Raw genomic sequence first — 15,284 nt, 5'->3', positions numbered from 1 at the left:
GCAACAATTCACCCGGATACGCTTATGTCATGGAACCGTCGATGCGCCGCAGTCTCGCTTTCTTTCTCGCCCTCGTGGTCGCAATGCCCGTCGCTCCGGCCTTTGCGCAAGCAGATCTGCGCACCGAAGGCGACGTTGCCAAGGCGCAAAGTGCCTACGACGCCGAAGTGCCGGTCAATAGCCAGAGCGAATCCGATCGCCCCGGCGCACTGGCACGTGCGCTCGGCGCCGTGCTGGGCAAGGTCTCCGGCGACCGCGGCGTGATGAGCCGTCCCGGCGTGCCGCAGGCGCTGCGCAATGCGCCCAACTACGTCGAACACTACGACTACCGCCAGGATCAGGGTACCTCGCGCACCGGCGCGCCGACCTTCCGTACGACCCTGGTGGCACGTTTCCGGCAATCGGATGTGGATGGCCTGATCGCCGCGCTGGGTTTGCCGGTGTGGCCCTTGCCGCGGCCCAAGCCGGTGCTGTGGCTGGCCATCGACGACGGCAGCGGCCCACGTCTGGTTGGCGTGGCCCAGGCCAATGCCGCGCGTAGCGTGCTGGACCGTGCGATCGAACGCGGTTACCGTCTCGGTCTGCCGAGCGGCGCCGCCGCCGAGCAGGCACTGGCTGGCGCGATCTGGCGCAAGGACACCGCCGCGGTGTCGCGCGCCTCCGCCAAATACAGCCCGCCGATGCAGTTGATCGGCAAGCTCTACCGCAACGCCGCCGGCTGGACTGCGGACTGGGTGTTCGTGGACAACGGCAATGTGCTGTCCAGCTGGACCAGCAGCGACGGCGACGCACGCCGCGCCATGGCGGCCGGTGCCGACGGCGCTGCCGATGCGTTGGTCAAGCGCTATGCCAAGCGGGTGGATTCGGGCGTGCCCGGTGTCTACCGCGTGGTGATCACCGGCATCAGCAGCGCCGACGATTATCTGCGCGTGTCGGCCGCGCTGCAGGGCGTCTCGGTGGTACGCAGCATCCGCCCGGTCAGCGCCAATGGCGACCGCATGGAAGTGGACCTGGAATTGCTCACGGGCATTTCCGGCCTCAACCGTATGCTCGGCGACAACAGCCCGCTGGTCTCGGTCTCGGTACCGACCGAGGGCCCGATCATTCTCGAAAACGAGCACGCCGAGTACCGCCTGAAATGACTTTGACTCCCGAAGCCGAAATTGCCCTGTTCCTGCGTCGCCTCAAATGGGCGGCGGTGATTGTCGGTGTGTTGTGGGTGGTCTCGCTGCTGGCGCCGATCTTGACCCCGTTCGTGCTGGCGCTGTTGCTGGCATGGCTGGGCGACCCGCTGGTGGACCGCATCGAACGCGCCGGACGCTCGCGCAATGTCGCAGTGGTGCTGGTGTTCGTGCTGGCAACGCTGCTGTTCGTGCTGGCGCTGATGATTCTGGTGCCGATGATCGAGCGCCAGATCATGACCTTGATCGATGCGCTGCCGCAGATGCGCAACTGGGCGATCGGCACCGCCATTCCATGGCTGGAAGCCAAGACCGGCATGCAGCTGATGGCCTGGCTGGACCCGGAGCGCTTGATCGACTGGATCCGCAGCCACTGGGAACAGGCCGGTGGCGCCGCCAAGACGCTCTTCGGCTACGTGTCGCGTTCGGGCTTTGCAATGGTGACCTGGGTGATCAACCTGGCGCTGCTGCCGATCCTGGCGTTCTACTTCCTGCGTGACTGGGATCGTTTGGTCGAGCGTGTGGCTGCCGTCATCCCGCGTGCTTACATCGGCACCGCAAGCCGGCTGGCACAGGAATCCAACGACGTGCTCGGTGGCTTCATCCGCGGCCAGTTCCTGGTGATGCTGGCGCTGGGTGCGATCTACGCCACCGGTATGTCCATCATCGGGCTCAATCTAGGCTTGTTGATCGGCATCATCGCCGGCTTGATCAGTTTCATCCCGTACCTGGGCGCGACTACCGGCATCGTGCTCGCATTGCTGGCGGCCATCGTGCAGGCGCAAGGGCTGGATCTGAAATTGCTGATCGGCGTAGGTGTCGTGTTCACGGTGGGCCAGTTGCTGGAAAGCTACGTGCTCACTCCGCGCATCGTCGGCGACAAGATCGGCCTGCATCCGGTGGCGGTGATCTTCGCGGTGATGGCCGGCGGCCAGTTGTTCGGCTTCCTCGGCATGTTGCTGGCATTGCCTGTCGCGGCGGTGGCCAACGTGCTGTTGCGCTATGCGCATGAGCAGTACACGCGCAGCGATCTGTATGCGGGCGAGCGCGCCGGCATCGTGCTGCGGTCCACGCCCGAGCGCAGCGTGATCATCGACCCCAGCAAGGATGCAGATCGGTTGTGAGTGTTCCGCAGTTGCCGCTGGCGTTGCGCGCGCCACCCGATCAGCGTTTCGACAGTTACATCGCCGCGCCCGACGGCCTGCTTGCGCAATTGCAGGCGCTGGCTGCGGGGCAGGTGAGCGATTGGCTGTATCTCTCCGGCCCCGCCGGCACCGGCAAGACGCATCTGGCGCTATCGCTGTGCGCCGCCGCCGAGCAGGCCGGGCGCACGCCGGCGTATCTGCCGCTGCAGGCGGCCGCCGGCCGCTTGCGCGATGCGCTCGAAGCGCTGGAAGGCCGCAGCCTGGTCGCCCTGGATGGCGTGGAAAGCATCGCCGGCCAACGCGACGACGAAGTGGCGTTGTTCGATTTCCACAATCGCGCGCGCGCGGCCGGCATCACGCTGTTGTACACCGCGCGACAGATGCCCGATGGACTGGCGTTGGTGTTGCCGGACCTGCGTTCGCGGTTGGCGCAATGCATCCGGATCGGGTTGCCCGTGCTCGACGATGCGGCACGCGCGGCGGTGCTGCGCGACCGCGCGCAGCGTCGCGGCCTGGCGCTGGACGAAGCGGCGATCGACTGGCTGCTGACCCACAGCGAGCGTGAATTGGCGGCGCTGGTGGCCTTGCTGGATCGCCTGGATCGCGAATCATTGGCCGCAAAACGCCGCATCACCGTGCCGTTCCTTCGGCGTGTGCTTGAGGATCGCGGCTCGTAGCGCTGCTGATGTGCGGATGTTCTGCAGAGCCTTGCCCGCACACCGTCGCGGGACACGCTGCAGGTAGGTCCATCCAGCTCCGTGGCGGCATCTGTGCCGCCAAAGGGTCCGGCGACGGTGGCGGGCAAGGACCAGTCAAGTTGGTCGGTGTCAGTGCACCGACAGGCGACGTTCGCTCGCTACACATCGCCGCCTGCATATCACGAGCCGCTTCCTTAAACTGCCGACCAATGTTCTGCTGCGGTGCCCTCACCCGCAAGGACGGGTGACGGCGTGTCCCGCGCGGTGAGGGCACCGGCGCGCTTGACGATGCAAGTTCGTTGCGAAGACCAGTTGAGATCTTCGGTGTGCGTGGTTGTAAGCCGTGCACGTGGCGCGGCCGGCCGATAAGTGCAGTCCGATCAGCTGTTTCGAACCAAGCAACGTTATTGCCGGTGCCGACAGCATGTCACCCGTCGATCGGGCGCATGCGGCAAACACGTTGTAACCATCGAGCCGTCGCTCGAAGCTGTCTTTGGCGATGCGCTTGTTTGCGAACGTTGCAGCAGCAAGCGTGGCGATCAGCCGCCGTCGCCCAGCAACTGGGCATCCAGCGCGGCCAGCCGCTGCGGGGTACCGACATCGGTCCAGCGTCCAGGGTGATGGATGCCATCGATCAGGCCTTGGGCCATCTTTGCGCGCAAGATCGGCGCCAGCGCAAAACGAGGTGCGGTGCCGACCTGCTCCGGCAACGGGCCATTGACCGATTGCCAATCGCGCAGCAGCGCCGGTCGATACATGCCAATGCCCGAATAGGTGAGCGTCGCAGGCAGATCTACGCGTACCTTGCCATCCGCATCCAGCGCAAAGTCTGCGCGCGCTGCGTAGCTGGGGCGGTCAACCAATACCAGCTCTGCAAGTCCTTTGGGTGCATGCGACAGCCGGGAAAAATCGAAATCGGTCCAGATGTCGCCGTTGATCAGCAAGAAGGGCGCATCGCCCAACAGCGGCAGCGCATGCAACATGCCGCCGCCGGTTTCCAGCGGTGTGGTCCCTTCGTAGGAATAGGTCAGCCGTAGACCGTACGCGCTGCCGTCTCCCAACAGCTGCGGGAATTGTTCGGCTAGCCATGAGGTATTGATCACCGCCTCGTCCACGCCCAGCGCCGCCAACTTGCGAAGGTGCCACACGATCAACGGCGCACCACCGACGGACAGCAGCGGCTTGGGCGTGTGCTCTGTCAGCGGGCGCATGCGCTCGCCGAATCCTGCGGCAAAGATCAGCGCCTTCACGTCGGGACCTGCTGCGCACGCGCAGTCAGCGCGGGTTTGATCACCTCGTCAAGCAGGCCGATTAACGGCGCAAGCTCGGCGTAGCGCGGCAGTACTTCGTCCAGATACGCAATGAAACGCGGCACATTGTCCAGATACCAATGCTTGCCATCGCGATGACTCAGGCGCGAGAAAATCCCCAGGTTTTTCAGGTGGCGCTGCACGCCCATCCAGTCCGCATCGCGCAGGAAGTGCGCCAGCGGCGGCACCGGCAACCTGGCAGCCGTTGCTCGTGAATGATAGTGCTGCAGCCAGCCGTCTACCCGAGCGATCGGCCAGCTCACCGAGGTGTCCTTGAACAGGCTGATCGGGTCGTAGGCGATCGGGCCGATCACGCAGTCCTGAAAATCCAGCACCGCCGGGCCATCGGGCACCGGCATCAGATTGCGCGGCATGAAATCGCGGTGGGTGAAAACGCGCGGCTGCGCCAGCGCGTTGTCCATCAGGCGGCGCTGCACCAATTGCAACTGCTCGGCATGGGCGCAGTCCAGCTGCACGCCCAGGTGGCGACCCAAAAACCATTCTTCGAACAAGCCGGCATCGCGTTGGAGCAGCGCTTCGCCAAACACGCCACTATCGGCAGGTGGGGGGATTTGTTGCAGCAGCAGCAGCTGGGCAATCGCGCCATCCAGCAAATCGTCGGCATTGGCGTCGGTGAGCACCTGTGCCAGCGTTGGCACGCCCAGGTCCTCCAATAGCAAAAAACCGTTTTCCAGGTCCTGGGCAAGTACCTGCGGTACGCGTACCCCATGGGCGCCCAATAGCGCATGCATGCGCAGCCACGGCGCAACGTTTTCCAGCTGCGGCGGCGCATCCATCAAGATGCGATCCACACCACCCCCGCGCGTGCGCCAATAACTGCGAAACCCCGCATCGACCGATGCGCGCTGCAGCGAGGCCTGTGGATCGTCGAGCGCTTGCTGTGCCCAATGCAGGCGAAGCGCGTCGCGCGCAGGATCCGGATGAAGTGACGTCATGGAGAGAAGATGCGTGGTGAAGTGATGGATAGACGCAGCAGAAACGCGTCGAAACGCTCAGCGCTTGCTGCCACTGAACAACCGCAACAACGCCAGGATGGCAATCGCTCCGAGCAGCGCGCCAAGGAAACCGGCCGGCTCGCCCGCGCGGTACCACCCCATGTAACGGCCAAACCAGGTCGCGACCACGGCACCGGCAATACCCAGCACGATCGTCAGCAGGCAGCCCAGACGTTGCGTACCAGGCGTAATGAAACGCGCCAGCAGCCCAACCACAAAACCGACCAGCAGAATGTAGAGCCAGCTGTCGCTACCAAACAGATGATTCATCGCAGCACCGAAGGTGGACGGGATCGGCAGACTAGCATTTCGGATGTCGCTGCCCCACGCAGCGGGCACAGGAGCGCGCAAGCGGATGCACTGCCTTCAGGATGGCATGGTCATCGGCTCCTGCTGCCAAGCGCTCATGGTCTCGGGCTGTTATCTCTCGGGAAGTTGTCTTCCCACAGAGAAGTCGTCTTTCGATAAAGAAACCCCTGCGAGAACCTTGACGATTTAGGCGTGCAAAACACACCGGTCCTGCGCTGGGCAATGCGCACCAGGCACGTCCCGAAGAAGAGCAACGGCTAGCCCCTCTCCCAACGGGAGCGGGGTTGGGGGAGGGTGCGGGGCCAGGCAGTGCGTGAAGCCCGGCGGCCAGGTTGCACCAGCAAGCCTGGCCGCCAAGCGGGTTAGCCGCCGACCAAGGCGCACCCGCACCAATCCTCATTTGAAAACGCAGACCGACCTCTCATGACATCGATGCGCGCCAACCGCGCGCATCGATGAAGCCACAACTCAACAGCAACCATGCCCACCATGACGGGTGCCGCTATCGGCCGCCACCGGCGAGCCGCTGGTCTCGCCGCGCAGGCAGGCGGCGTGGTGCTCGGCGATCACCTTGGACACGCAGGCCGTGACCCGCTTGCCCATCGGGATGTGCAGGAACTCGTTGGGGCCATGCGCATTGGAATGCGGGCCGAGCACGCCGGTGATCATGAACTGTGCGCCGGGAAACTTCTCGCCCAGCATGCCCATGAACGGGATCGAGCCGCCTTCGCCCATGTACATCGCCGGCTTGTCGAAGAACGCCAGGCTGGCGTCGTCGATGGCTTTTGCCAGCCATGGCGCCATCTCGGGCGCATTCCAGCCCGACGAGGCCTTTTCCAGTTCCAGCGTCACCTGTGCGCCGTTGGGTGGGTCGCGCAGCAAGGCCTCTTTCAGCAGTTCGCCACAGGCCTTGCCGTCGGCGGTTGGCGGCAGACGCAGCGACAGCTTCACCGCGGTCTGCGGACGCAGCACGTTGCCGGCCGACGCCAGCGGCGGCATGCCATCCACACCGGTGATCGACAACGCCGGGCGCCAGGTGCGGTTCAACACCAGCTCGGTGAGGTCGTCGTGCATCGGCACCAGGCCCTCGACCATCGGGAACTTGTCAAAGATGGCGGTATCCAGCGTCGCCGCAGCGGCCTTGGCCTGCGCCAGCCGTTCGGCTGGCACCTGCACATGCAGCCCGTCCAGCAGGATGCGGCCGCTGGCTTCGTCCTCGATCCGCGACAGCAACTGGCGCAGCAGGCGGAAGCTGGACGGCACTACGCCGGAGGCATCGCCCGAATGCACGCCTTCCTCCAGCACCTTCACGCTCAGGTTGCCGCCGGTCAGCCCGCGCAGCGAGGTGGTGCACCACAGCTGCTCATAGTTGCCGCAGCCCGAATCCAGGCACACCACCAGCGATGGCTTGCCGATGCGTGCGGCCAGATGGTCGACGTAGGCCGGCAGGTCGTAGCTGCCGGATTCCTCGCAGGCCTCGATCAGCACCACGCAGCGCGCATGCGGCAGGCCCTGGGTGCGCAGCGCCAGTACCGCCGCCAGCAAACCGAAGATCGCGTAACCATCGTCGGCGCCACCGCGCCCGTACAACTTGTCGTCGCGCAGCACCGGCTCCCATGGGCCGAGGTCCGCATCCCAGCCGGTCATTTCCGGCTGCTTGTCCAGGTGGCCGTACAGCAGCACGGTGTCGTCGCCCGATTCGGCACCGGTTGCCGGAATCTCGATGAAGATCAACGGCGTGCGGCCTTCCAGGCGCACCACCTCGACCTGCATGCCCTCGATGGCCTGCGCGCGCGCCCAGGTTTCCATCAGGGTGACCGCCTGCTCCATGTAGCCGTGCGCGACCCAATCGGCGTCGAACATCGGCGATTTATTGGGGATGCGAATGTAATCGACCAATTGCGGGACGATCTCGCGGTCCCAGGTGTCGCTGACGAATTGGTCGATCTTGGCGCTGTCCATGGAGACTCCGAATGCATGACGTAGCCGGACATTCTACGCCCGCCTCGGGGGGTAGGTATTTCCCTACAAGGCGACGCGCAGTTCACCGGCTGTGTGAAAAGTTCGTTGGCGATAGGATTGCTGCATGTGGCGCGGGACACTGGCTCCGCTGGCAGGAATGCTGGCTAGGACCATCACCCAAGCCACAAGGAGCGTTGCAATGAAGTCATTTACCGTAGTCCTGAAGTCCCTGCTACTGGCGTTGCTGTTGTCCTCGAATGCGTATGCACTCGACAAGGTCGATATCAACACCGCGTCTGCTGAGGAATTGGACAAGGTGCTGGTGAATGTCGGGCGGTCAAAAGCCGAGGCAATCGTCGAGCACCGTCAGGCAAACGGTCCCTTCAAAAGCGCCGAGGAACTGGCACTGGTCAAGGGCATCGGACTCAAGACGGTCGAACGGAATCGCGACCTGATCGAAGTTGGAGCCACGATGGCTCCAGCCAAGAAGGCTGCCAAGGGGGCGGCGGTGAAACCGGTGGGACGGCGTTAAGGGGAAGGGATCCGAGATACGGTTCGACGCGAGGATGCGTGGCCGCAACCTAACTGGACAGGATGTCCGGGGGATGGCTGGAAGCCGACAAGGACGTGGAATCGCCCGGTGTTGCACTTGGATGTGCAGCCGGGCGTTTTTCGTTTTGGGTCCGTGTGGGTTGCGAGCGCACGCAAGCGTCTGCGACTGCAGGAAAGAGGCAGTCACAGCATGAAGCGCCGGTTACATCGTGAGGCGTCAGTCGTTTTGTAGGAGTCGGCCACATCCTCGAGTTTGAGGCTAGGTAGCAAGCCTGAGGCTCGGCAGCAGGCTTAAGTCACAGCATGACGGCTTGGCGCCGGGCTTGCGGCACAATGTGCCCATGCAGCTGACAGACCTGAGCAGCCGGGTGATTCCGGCCACCGAGTACCGCCGTGAGCGGTGGCGCAATCAACTGGGCTGGACGCGCGAGATCCTGCGCCTCGGCGACGCCGATGCGTGGTCGCTACGCCTGTCGATTGCCGAGATCGAGCAGGATGCGGTGTTTTCCGCGTTCCCGGGCATCGATCGCGAGCTGGTGTTGTTGCATGGCAATGGCATGCGGCTGCAGTTTGGCAATGCTGCCAGCGGTATGGGCAGCGACACCAGCACTGGCACCGACACCAACACAGGCACCCGCACCCGCACCCGCACCAGTGCAGGCATTGGCATCGGCATCGGCACGGCTACTAGCGGTGGCGTCAGCAAAAGCGATAGCGGCAATGGCAATGGCAATGGCAATGGCAATGGCAATAAGGCCAGTGGCGCTGGCCGGGGCGACCATGCCGCCGGCGCCGGTACCGACGTTCCTGGCAGCAGTCATCGCAGCTGCGAGTTGCTGCCGCCGCACCAGCGCGTCCGATTTGCAGGCGAGGAAACGGTACATGCCACGCTGCTCGACGGGCCGACCCAGGATTTCAACCTGATGTGGCGGCGCGATCGGCTGCAGACCGAACTGCTGCACCGGCCGCTGGTCGGCACCATGTTGTTTTTCGCCGACCCGGGCAGCGCGTGGGCGATCCACCTGCTGGCAGGCCAGGCCAGCTTCGGGCGCGAGAGTGGCTTGCCACCGTTGGCTGCCGGCGATACCGCGTGGCTGAGCGCCTCCACACGCACGCGCCACGTGCTCGACGGCGGCGGCGAGCTGCTGGCGATCCGGGTGAGCCCGGTCTAGGGCCTTTTTCACGTATCTGCGAGCAGGGCGCGCCTCCTGGCACGCGCCCGGATGCGTTCGTGTCAACGCAGACAAGCGACGGCATCGCTGTGCCACCTGGCTAGGGAACAGTGCAGGCGCCGGGAGTGGTTCCGGCAATTCCAGGGGGAAACCAATGAGTACCATCAGCTCGGTCGGAGCCGGCTATGCCGCCTACCCGTCCTATGCAAGCCGCAGTGCGACCACCGGCAACGCCGCATCCGCCGCGCAGGCAGAAAAAACCAATCCGCTGACGCAGTTGTTCAAGTCCATCGATAGCGACAGCGATGGCAGCCTGACCGCGTCCGAGCTATCGACCGCGCTGTCGTCCAATAGCGATGACGACAGCAAGATCGACATCGACGGGCTGCTGAGCATGCTCGATCAGGATGGTGGCGGCACCGTCAGCGAGAGCGAACTGGCGCAGGCCTTGCCGCCGCCACCGCCACTGCCGGGTGAGCAAGGACAGGATGTGCAGTCCTTGTTTGCCGGCCTGGACAGCGATGGTGACGACAGTGTCAGCAGCGGTGAATTGAGCACACTGGTCAATGGCGACAGTGCGTCGAGCACGCAGCTGCTGGACCTGCTCGACAGCGACAAGAGCGGGGCATTGAGTCTGCAGGAACTGCAGGAAGCGATGCAGCCACGCGATCCGCCGCCGCGACCGCCGTCGTCGGCCGATGCATCCAGCAGCGACGGTACGCAGCAGGCCTATGCAGCGTTGATGCAGATGGCCGTGGGGCAGTACCGCAGCATTGGCGGCAGCGCGACAACGAGCAATCTGGTCGATCTGGCAGCGTAATGCGGTGATCGAGAGAGAATGGGGAAGCCGGAGTGCGGTCCTGGATCAGCCGGTGCGTCTAGCGCGCAGCCACCGCAAGCAGGGATGTTGCGGATTTCAGCAGCAGACGCGCTGCGGGTACCTGCGTAATCGCTTTATTGAGCGCTTTTGGCGGTGCCGCGTGCGATGGGTCAATACACGTCGCGGCGATAGCGCCCGCTGCCCAGCAGTTCCTGTCTGACATCGGCTCCGAGGATGCAATCCAGCGTGCGGTCGAGTTCGGGTGCCATGCCGCGCAGACTGCCGCAGACGTAGATGCAGGCATCTTGGTCGATCCAATGACGCAGGCGGTCGGCGGCGGCCGCCAGCGCGTGTTGGACGTAATGCGGTCGCTGTGGTTGATCGCGCGAGTAGACAAGATCCAAGCGCTCGATCCAGCCGTCCTGATGCCACTGCTGCAGCTCGTCGGCATACAGCGCGTCGTGCGCGGCATTGCGTTCGCCGAACAGCAGCCAGTTGCGCCGCGCGCCGGCTGCGATGCGTGCACGCAGATGCGCGCGCAGACCGGCGATGCCGGTGCCATTGCCGATCAGCAGCATCGGCTGGTCGGGTGCGGGTGGGTGGAAGCCGGGGTTGCTGCGCAAGCGCAGCGCGATGGCTGCGCCGATCGGTGCATGGACGCAGAGCCAGCCGCTACCCAGCCCCAGGCTGCCGTCGGCGTGCCGATGCTCGCGTACCAGCAGTTCTGCATGGCCTTCCTCGGGAATGGATGCGAGCGAATAGTCGCGATGGGGCAGGGGGGCCAGGCGGCGCACCATTGCTTCTGCGTCCATTGTGGAACTGTCGCCTGCAGTTCTAGCTCCGCCTGTAGTCGCATCTGTATTCGTACCCACACCTCGGTCGCTTTTGACTCCGGCTTCTGCTTCCGCTTCTGCATCGGGGCTGGCACCGGCACCCACATCGATACCGAGAGCGGCACCGGTATCGACGGGAAGTTGCGCGCCGCCGAGCCAGTCGCGCAGGGGGCGGCCGTCGATCTGCTGCGCGCCATCGTAGTGGTTACGCCGCAGCCAGGACTCGACCGCATCCGGGGCATGACGCGGTGCGATCTCCGCGATATCGCCTGCGCTCCACTGCGGCAACGCGCCATCGCATGGCGTCAGGCGCAGTCGGTAAATCGGCGCACCCGCACTGCCGGGATTGACGTGGACACGTTCGCGTAGCTGCCAGGTGGTGTAGGTGGGCAGGCTCCAGTCGGGTTGCGTCGCCAGTGCGGGCGCCAGTTCCGCCAGACGGCGTTGCCAGTGCTGCAGGGCGTTGGGGTCAGCGTTATCGACCTCGATGCGCTCGAACAGGCGAGTGGCGCCGCGCGCCTGCAGGCGATCGTCGAGGCGTCGGCCGAACGCGCAGTAGTGCGCGTAACCACGGTCGCCAAGCGCCAGCACTGCGTACTGCACCGCCGTCAGATCCTGCGCGTGGTCGGCACGCCAGGCGCGCTCGGCGGCCTGCGCATGGTCGGGCGCATCGCCTTCGCCGGTGGTGCTGACGATGCACAGCAGCCGCGGCACGCGTGCGAGTTGACCGCTATCGACGGCTTCGATCGGCAGCGCATGCGCGCCGACGCCGGCCGATTGCAGCGCGGCAACGCTGCGTTGCGCCAGCTCACGCGCAAATCCGGTCTGGCTTGCCCAGATGATCAACACGCCGCTGGCGTCTGCGCGTTGTGCGCCGACACGCTTGCGGGCACGCAGCAGTACGACCGCGCACAGGCCCAGATACATTGCCAGGCCGAGCGCTGCCAGTTGCCAGCGATGCGGCGTGGGTGGGCTCCACCATGCGCCCTCATGCAGGCCGGCCAGCCAGCCGACGATGACCGCAAGCGCCAGCAGAGCCAGCCCGTTGCCCAGCCACACGCGTGAGGTGGTGTTGCTCATGACGCGGACAGGTGGCGTTCGAATGCCGGGCTCATCGATTCGAGCAGGATGCCGTCCTTGCGTGCCAGGAATCGCACGGCCAGTTCCGCCTTGCGCGCATGGGCAAGACCGGCATCGGCGCCAAGCACGGTCATCGCGGTGGCCCAGGCATCGGCCTGCATCGCATCGGGCGCGAGTACGGTGACCGCCGCAGGGGCATGCGGAACGGGCGCGCCGGTGCGTGGGTCGAGGGTGTGCGTATAGCGTGTGCCGTCGGCATCGAAGCGGTGCCAGCGATCGCCGGAGGTGGCGACCGCCAGGCCGTCCAGCGCCAGCACGCGTGGTGGCAGCGCGCTGCCGGCGTCTTCGTCGGGGGCGGATTCGACCAACACGCGCCACGCGCTGGCATCGGGCTTGCGTCCGTAACCGAACAATTCGCCGCCGACCTCGATCAATGCACTGTCGATACCCGACTGCAGCAATGCGCGATGCACGCAGTCCACACCGAAGCCCTTGGCGATGCCGGACAGATCCAGCGCCGCTGCGCCCGGCTGCAGCACCCGCCTGCCATCCAGCTGCAGGCGTTGCCAGCCGCAACGCAGGCTCGCCAATGCGATCGCCTGCGCTTCCGGCACGCGCTGGCGCGTGCCGGAAGCGCCAAAGCCCCATAGCTCGACCATCGGGCCGACGGTGGGATCGGAGGCACCCTCGCTGGCCTGTGCGAACTCCAATGCTGCGCTCAGCACTGCGTGGAATTCGTCCGGCAGGTGGTGCCAGCTGCCTGCCGGTGCGCGGTTGTAACGGCTGATATCCGAATCGGCCTTCCAGGTACTCATCTGCGCGACCACGCGGTCCAGCGCGGCCTGGATGCACGCATGCAAGGGGTGCAGATCGCGTCCGCGCGGCGCCACCAGCTTCACGCTCCAGGTGGTGCCCATGCTGCGGCCGCCGAGCGTGGCAACGGCGTGGTCGGCGGAAGACGATGCGGGCATGGACGGGTCTTATGAGGATGGGGCGGCAGGACGCACGCTGTGTGCGCTCCTGCCGCGTGCCGGCAGATTACTGCGGCAATACTTCCAGGGTGGCGACATAGCCCAGGCGGCGCTGCTTGGCCTGCGGCAGCGAGGTCTTGGTGTCTTCGATGGTGGTTTCCAGCCAGTACATGCCCGCTTCCGGCCAGGTGACGCTGAAGCCGCCCTTCGCATCGGTCTTGAGCTTGATCTCGTTCTGCGCATTCCGGTAACGGGTGCCGCCGCGCACGACGTCGATCTCCAGCCCGGCGGCCGGTTTGCCATCCAGTTGCAGGGTGAAGTGCGCGGCTTCGCCGGCGACCAGATCGTTGGGGTGCGTCACCGGAATCAACTCGATGCCCTTGCCGCTGGGCTTGAACACGGTGTCCGTGGGTGCGCCGCGGGTGACGAAGGTTTCCACACGGTTGAGCGATTGCGAGACCTGCAGTTCCTTGGCGTTTTTCGGCACTTCGGTGGCGAAGCTGGTTTCGTTGCCACGCCAGCGCTTGGGTTTGCCGTCTTCTTTCCAGCTGGCGAACAGGCCTGCGTTGACGATGGCGAGCTTGTAGGTGCCGGGCTGGGTGAGCTGCAGGTCGAACACGCTGCGGTACTTGCCGGTGGCCGGGTTCTCCGGCTTGAGCGCGCTGCCATCGGGTGCGGTGATGCTCAGGTTGTCCAGTCGCAGCGGCACGTGATTGAAGTAGAACAGATCGTTGGAGACCGCAGCATCCACCGTGATCCACGGCGCGTCGCCAGCGATGACGGTCTGCGACGGCAGCAACCAGGCCTTGTGGGCGAGTGCGCTGAGCGGCAGGGTGGCAAGCAGGGCAACCAGGACGAGCGAACGTTTCATGACAACTCCTTGAAAGACGATGGCAACGATGGGTCACGTGTCTGATCAGCGCGAGACTGCGACGCTGTTTGGATGCGTGGAAAACGATGGGTCTTGAGCGACAGACCTTGGTTCAATGCCCAGGGCGCACCTTGCACGACGACGCAAGGCGCGGTGCACGGCGCTGCGAACGCCAACGCAGCAGTCAGGGCTTTGCAACCAGGCTGATCGCACCGAGCTCGCTGCTGCCGCTGGCTTTGGCTGTCTGCGCGGACGTCGCCGGCCAGGTGAAAGGCAGCTTGACCAGTTCGCGGCCGCCAACTTCGCGTGCGGCTTCCACCACCAGCGTGTATTGCCCCGACGGCAGCGACTTCAATGCGCCCTTGCTATCGGAGAACGACAGCGCATGCGCGCCGGCCGGCCGGGTGGGGCCGGTGACGCCATCGACCGGCACGCTCAGGGTGCGGCCGCTCTTGCGCCACCACTGGCGCAGATCCGGCAGCCATTTGGTGCCGTGGCCTTCGGCGGTGTCCCTGGATTGATACCAGACCGCCAGATTGGCGGCGACCTTCTGATCTGCGCCTTCCAGCCAGACCGCAACATACGGGCGGTGGTACTCGGCGACGTTGAGCTTGGGGATTTCGACGTTGATGTCGAGTGTGGCGGCATACGCCGGCATGGCGAGCAGGCCGCTCAGGGCGATGGTCAGGGTGGCGCGCATGATCGTCTCCGGTAGAAAAGTCAGTGGATCAACAGCAGGGCGAGCAACAGCGGAATCAGCAGGCCAAGACCGACCAGCGGCCAGGTCATGCGCCGCTGCCGTGCATGCAGGTGGAGAAGGAACAGGCCGGTGATGCAGAACACCAGGCAGGCGATCGCAAAGACATCGATAAACCAGCCCCAGGCCGGCCCGGCGTTGCGGCCCTTATGCAGATCGTTGAGATAGGCGACCCAGCCGCGCGCAGTGCGTTCGTATTCGATCGCGCCGGTGCGGCGGTCCAGGCTCAGCCAGGCATCGCCGCCGGGGCGTGGCAGCGCGACATACACCTCGTCCGCCGACCATTCGCCGTTGCGCGTGCCGATGCTGATATCGAGCTCGCGCCCCAGCCATTGCGCCACGCGCGGCGGCAGCGGTGCATTGCCGTCCTGACGCCGGCCCAGCGTCTGCAGCAGCGCGGGCGGCAGCGTCAGCGTGCGTTGTTCGGTCGATGGGCTGGCTTCGATGCGCGCGGCGTGATTCAAGGTCAGCCCGGTGACGGTGAACAACAGCATGCCGATCAGGCACAGCGCCGAGCTGATCCAGTGCCACTGATGCAGCATGCGCAGCCAGAAGCCGCGGCGTTGCTGCGCGCTGGCGAGGTGAGCGTGGTCTGTGGTCGACATGC

The 15,284-nt window shown here is 65.2% G+C and carries 15 protein-coding genes; 6 read left to right on the top strand and 9 right to left on the bottom strand.

All coding sequences use genetic code 11. The features are described 5' to 3' along the window. Positions 1-29 precede the first annotated feature (29 nt). From AMD14_RS15425 to hda, 3 genes are read left to right on the top strand one after another with little or no spacing between them, the layout of a single operon-like run. Entirely contained in the window at positions 30-1,142 is a 1,113-nt protein-coding gene (locus AMD14_RS15425; RefSeq protein ID WP_016850073.1) for a DUF2066 domain-containing protein, read from the top strand. Beyond that, a complete protein-coding gene (locus AMD14_RS15420) occupies positions 1,139-2,305 on the top strand; it encodes an AI-2E family transporter (protein WP_003487806.1) in 1,167 nt (388 codons plus the stop codon). The genes AMD14_RS15425 and AMD14_RS15420 overlap by 4 nt, the downstream gene beginning before the upstream one ends. Continuing rightward, positions 2,302-3,003, top strand: coding sequence for a DnaA regulatory inactivator Hda (gene hda / locus AMD14_RS15415; protein WP_011051942.1), 702 nt, complete (start codon positions 2,302-2,304; stop codon positions 3,001-3,003). Before AMD14_RS15420 ends, hda begins: the two co-directional genes overlap by 4 nt. Positions 3,004-3,563: 560 nt before the next feature. Here hda and murU read toward each other — a convergent pair. The 4 genes from murU to AMD14_RS15395 all read right to left on the bottom strand — a co-directional run bounded on the left by murU (position 3,564) and on the right by AMD14_RS15395 (position 7,621). Further along, positions 3,564-4,274 carry an N-acetylmuramate alpha-1-phosphate uridylyltransferase MurU gene (murU, locus tag AMD14_RS15410; RefSeq protein WP_011051941.1) on the bottom strand — a complete coding sequence of 237 codons (711 nt, stop codon included), beginning with the start codon at positions 4,272-4,274 and terminating at the stop codon, positions 3,564-3,566. Beyond that, positions 4,271-5,290, bottom strand: a complete 1,020-nt coding sequence (locus tag AMD14_RS15405) for an aminoglycoside phosphotransferase family protein (RefSeq protein ID WP_011051940.1) — start codon at positions 5,288-5,290, stop codon at positions 4,271-4,273. The genes murU and AMD14_RS15405 overlap by 4 nt, the downstream gene beginning before the upstream one ends. A 57-nt stretch (positions 5,291-5,347) precedes the next feature. Next, on the bottom strand, positions 5,348-5,620 hold the full coding sequence (locus AMD14_RS15400) for a GlsB/YeaQ/YmgE family stress response membrane protein (protein ID WP_003487798.1): 273 nt from the start codon (positions 5,618-5,620) through the stop codon (positions 5,348-5,350). A 507-nt stretch (positions 5,621-6,127) separates the two neighbouring features. Further along, positions 6,128-7,621, bottom strand: coding sequence for a M20 family metallopeptidase (locus tag AMD14_RS15395; RefSeq protein WP_011051939.1), 1,494 nt, complete (start codon positions 7,619-7,621; stop codon positions 6,128-6,130). Positions 7,622-7,778: 157 nt separating this feature from the next. Between AMD14_RS15395 and AMD14_RS15390 the strand changes: the two genes are divergently transcribed. From AMD14_RS15390 to xopAW, 3 genes are all read left to right on the top strand, one after another. After that, entirely contained in the window at positions 7,779-8,153 is a 375-nt protein-coding gene (locus AMD14_RS15390; protein WP_003487793.1) for a ComEA family DNA-binding protein, read from the top strand. Between the two features lie 361 nt (positions 8,154-8,514). Further along, positions 8,515-9,345 (top strand): HutD/Ves family protein, encoded by an 831-nt coding sequence (locus AMD14_RS15385; protein ID WP_011051938.1) that lies wholly within the window; start codon positions 8,515-8,517, stop codon positions 9,343-9,345. A 154-nt stretch (positions 9,346-9,499) separates the two neighbouring features. Next, on the top strand, positions 9,500-10,165 hold the full coding sequence (xopAW, locus tag AMD14_RS15380; protein ID WP_011051937.1) for an EF-hand domain-containing protein: 666 nt from the start codon (positions 9,500-9,502) through the stop codon (positions 10,163-10,165). Positions 10,166-10,335: 170 nt separating this feature from the next. Here xopAW and AMD14_RS15375 read toward each other — a convergent pair whose 3' ends face one another. The 5 genes from AMD14_RS15375 to AMD14_RS15355 all read right to left on the bottom strand — a co-directional run bounded on the left by AMD14_RS15375 (position 10,336) and on the right by AMD14_RS15355 (position 15,282). Continuing rightward, complete coding sequence (locus tag AMD14_RS15375) at positions 10,336-12,078, bottom strand: flavodoxin domain-containing protein (protein ID WP_011051936.1); 1,743 nt, start codon at positions 12,076-12,078, stop codon at positions 10,336-10,338. After that, positions 12,075-13,049, bottom strand: a complete 975-nt coding sequence (locus AMD14_RS15370) for an FAD:protein FMN transferase (protein ID WP_015463445.1) — start codon at positions 13,047-13,049, stop codon at positions 12,075-12,077. Before AMD14_RS15370 ends, AMD14_RS15375 begins: the two co-directional genes overlap by 4 nt. A 67-nt stretch (positions 13,050-13,116) precedes the next feature. Continuing rightward, positions 13,117-13,920, bottom strand: coding sequence for a DUF4198 domain-containing protein (locus AMD14_RS15365; RefSeq protein ID WP_005919180.1), 804 nt, complete (start codon positions 13,918-13,920; stop codon positions 13,117-13,119). A 184-nt stretch (positions 13,921-14,104) separates the two neighbouring features. Continuing rightward, positions 14,105-14,620 carry a DUF2271 domain-containing protein gene (locus tag AMD14_RS15360; protein ID WP_003487781.1) on the bottom strand — a complete coding sequence of 172 codons (516 nt, stop codon included), beginning with the start codon at positions 14,618-14,620 and terminating at the stop codon, positions 14,105-14,107. Positions 14,621-14,640: 20 nt separating this feature from the next. Beyond that, on the bottom strand, positions 14,641-15,282 hold the full coding sequence (locus AMD14_RS15355) for a PepSY-associated TM helix domain-containing protein (protein WP_003487779.1): 642 nt from the start codon (positions 15,280-15,282) through the stop codon (positions 14,641-14,643). Positions 15,283-15,284: the final 2 nt, after the last annotated feature.

Origin of the sequence: Xanthomonas citri pv. citri (assembly GCF_000961215.1) — a bacterium.
GTDB lineage: Bacteria > Pseudomonadota > Gammaproteobacteria > Xanthomonadales > Xanthomonadaceae > Xanthomonas > Xanthomonas cissicola.
The sequence above is the reverse complement of the archived record's forward strand: the minus strand, read 5'-3'. Positions and strand labels throughout refer to the sequence as shown.

Bases quoted from the DNA above. Each gene is read 5' to 3' on its own strand.
- AMD14_RS15425 (WP_016850073.1), top strand. From the start codon at position 30: ATGGAACCGTCGATGCGCCGCAGTCTCGCTTTCTTTCTCGCCCTCGTG.
- AMD14_RS15420 (WP_003487806.1), top strand. From the start codon at position 1,139: ATGACTTTGACTCCCGAAGCCGAAATTGCCCTGTTCCTGCGTCGCCTC.
- AMD14_RS15405 (WP_011051940.1), bottom strand. From the start codon at position 5,290: ATGACGTCACTTCATCCGGATCCTGCGCGCGACGCGCTTCGCCTGCAT.
- AMD14_RS15400 (WP_003487798.1), bottom strand. From the start codon at position 5,620: ATGAATCATCTGTTTGGTAGCGACAGCTGGCTCTACATTCTGCTGGTC.
- AMD14_RS15395 (WP_011051939.1), bottom strand. From the start codon at position 7,621: ATGGACAGCGCCAAGATCGACCAATTCGTCAGCGACACCTGGGACCGC.
- AMD14_RS15390 (WP_003487793.1), top strand. From the start codon at position 7,779: ATGCTGGCTAGGACCATCACCCAAGCCACAAGGAGCGTTGCAATGAAG.
- AMD14_RS15385 (WP_011051938.1), top strand. From the start codon at position 8,515: ATGCAGCTGACAGACCTGAGCAGCCGGGTGATTCCGGCCACCGAGTAC.
- xopAW (WP_011051937.1), top strand. From the start codon at position 9,500: ATGAGTACCATCAGCTCGGTCGGAGCCGGCTATGCCGCCTACCCGTCC.
- AMD14_RS15375 (WP_011051936.1), bottom strand. From the start codon at position 12,078: ATGAGCAACACCACCTCACGCGTGTGGCTGGGCAACGGGCTGGCTCTG.
- AMD14_RS15370 (WP_015463445.1), bottom strand. From the start codon at position 13,049: ATGCCCGCATCGTCTTCCGCCGACCACGCCGTTGCCACGCTCGGCGGC.
- AMD14_RS15365 (WP_005919180.1), bottom strand. From the start codon at position 13,920: ATGAAACGTTCGCTCGTCCTGGTTGCCCTGCTTGCCACCCTGCCGCTC.
- AMD14_RS15360 (WP_003487781.1), bottom strand. From the start codon at position 14,620: ATGCGCGCCACCCTGACCATCGCCCTGAGCGGCCTGCTCGCCATGCCG.
- AMD14_RS15355 (WP_003487779.1), bottom strand. From the start codon at position 15,282: ATGTCGACCACAGACCACGCTCACCTCGCCAGCGCGCAGCAACGCCGC.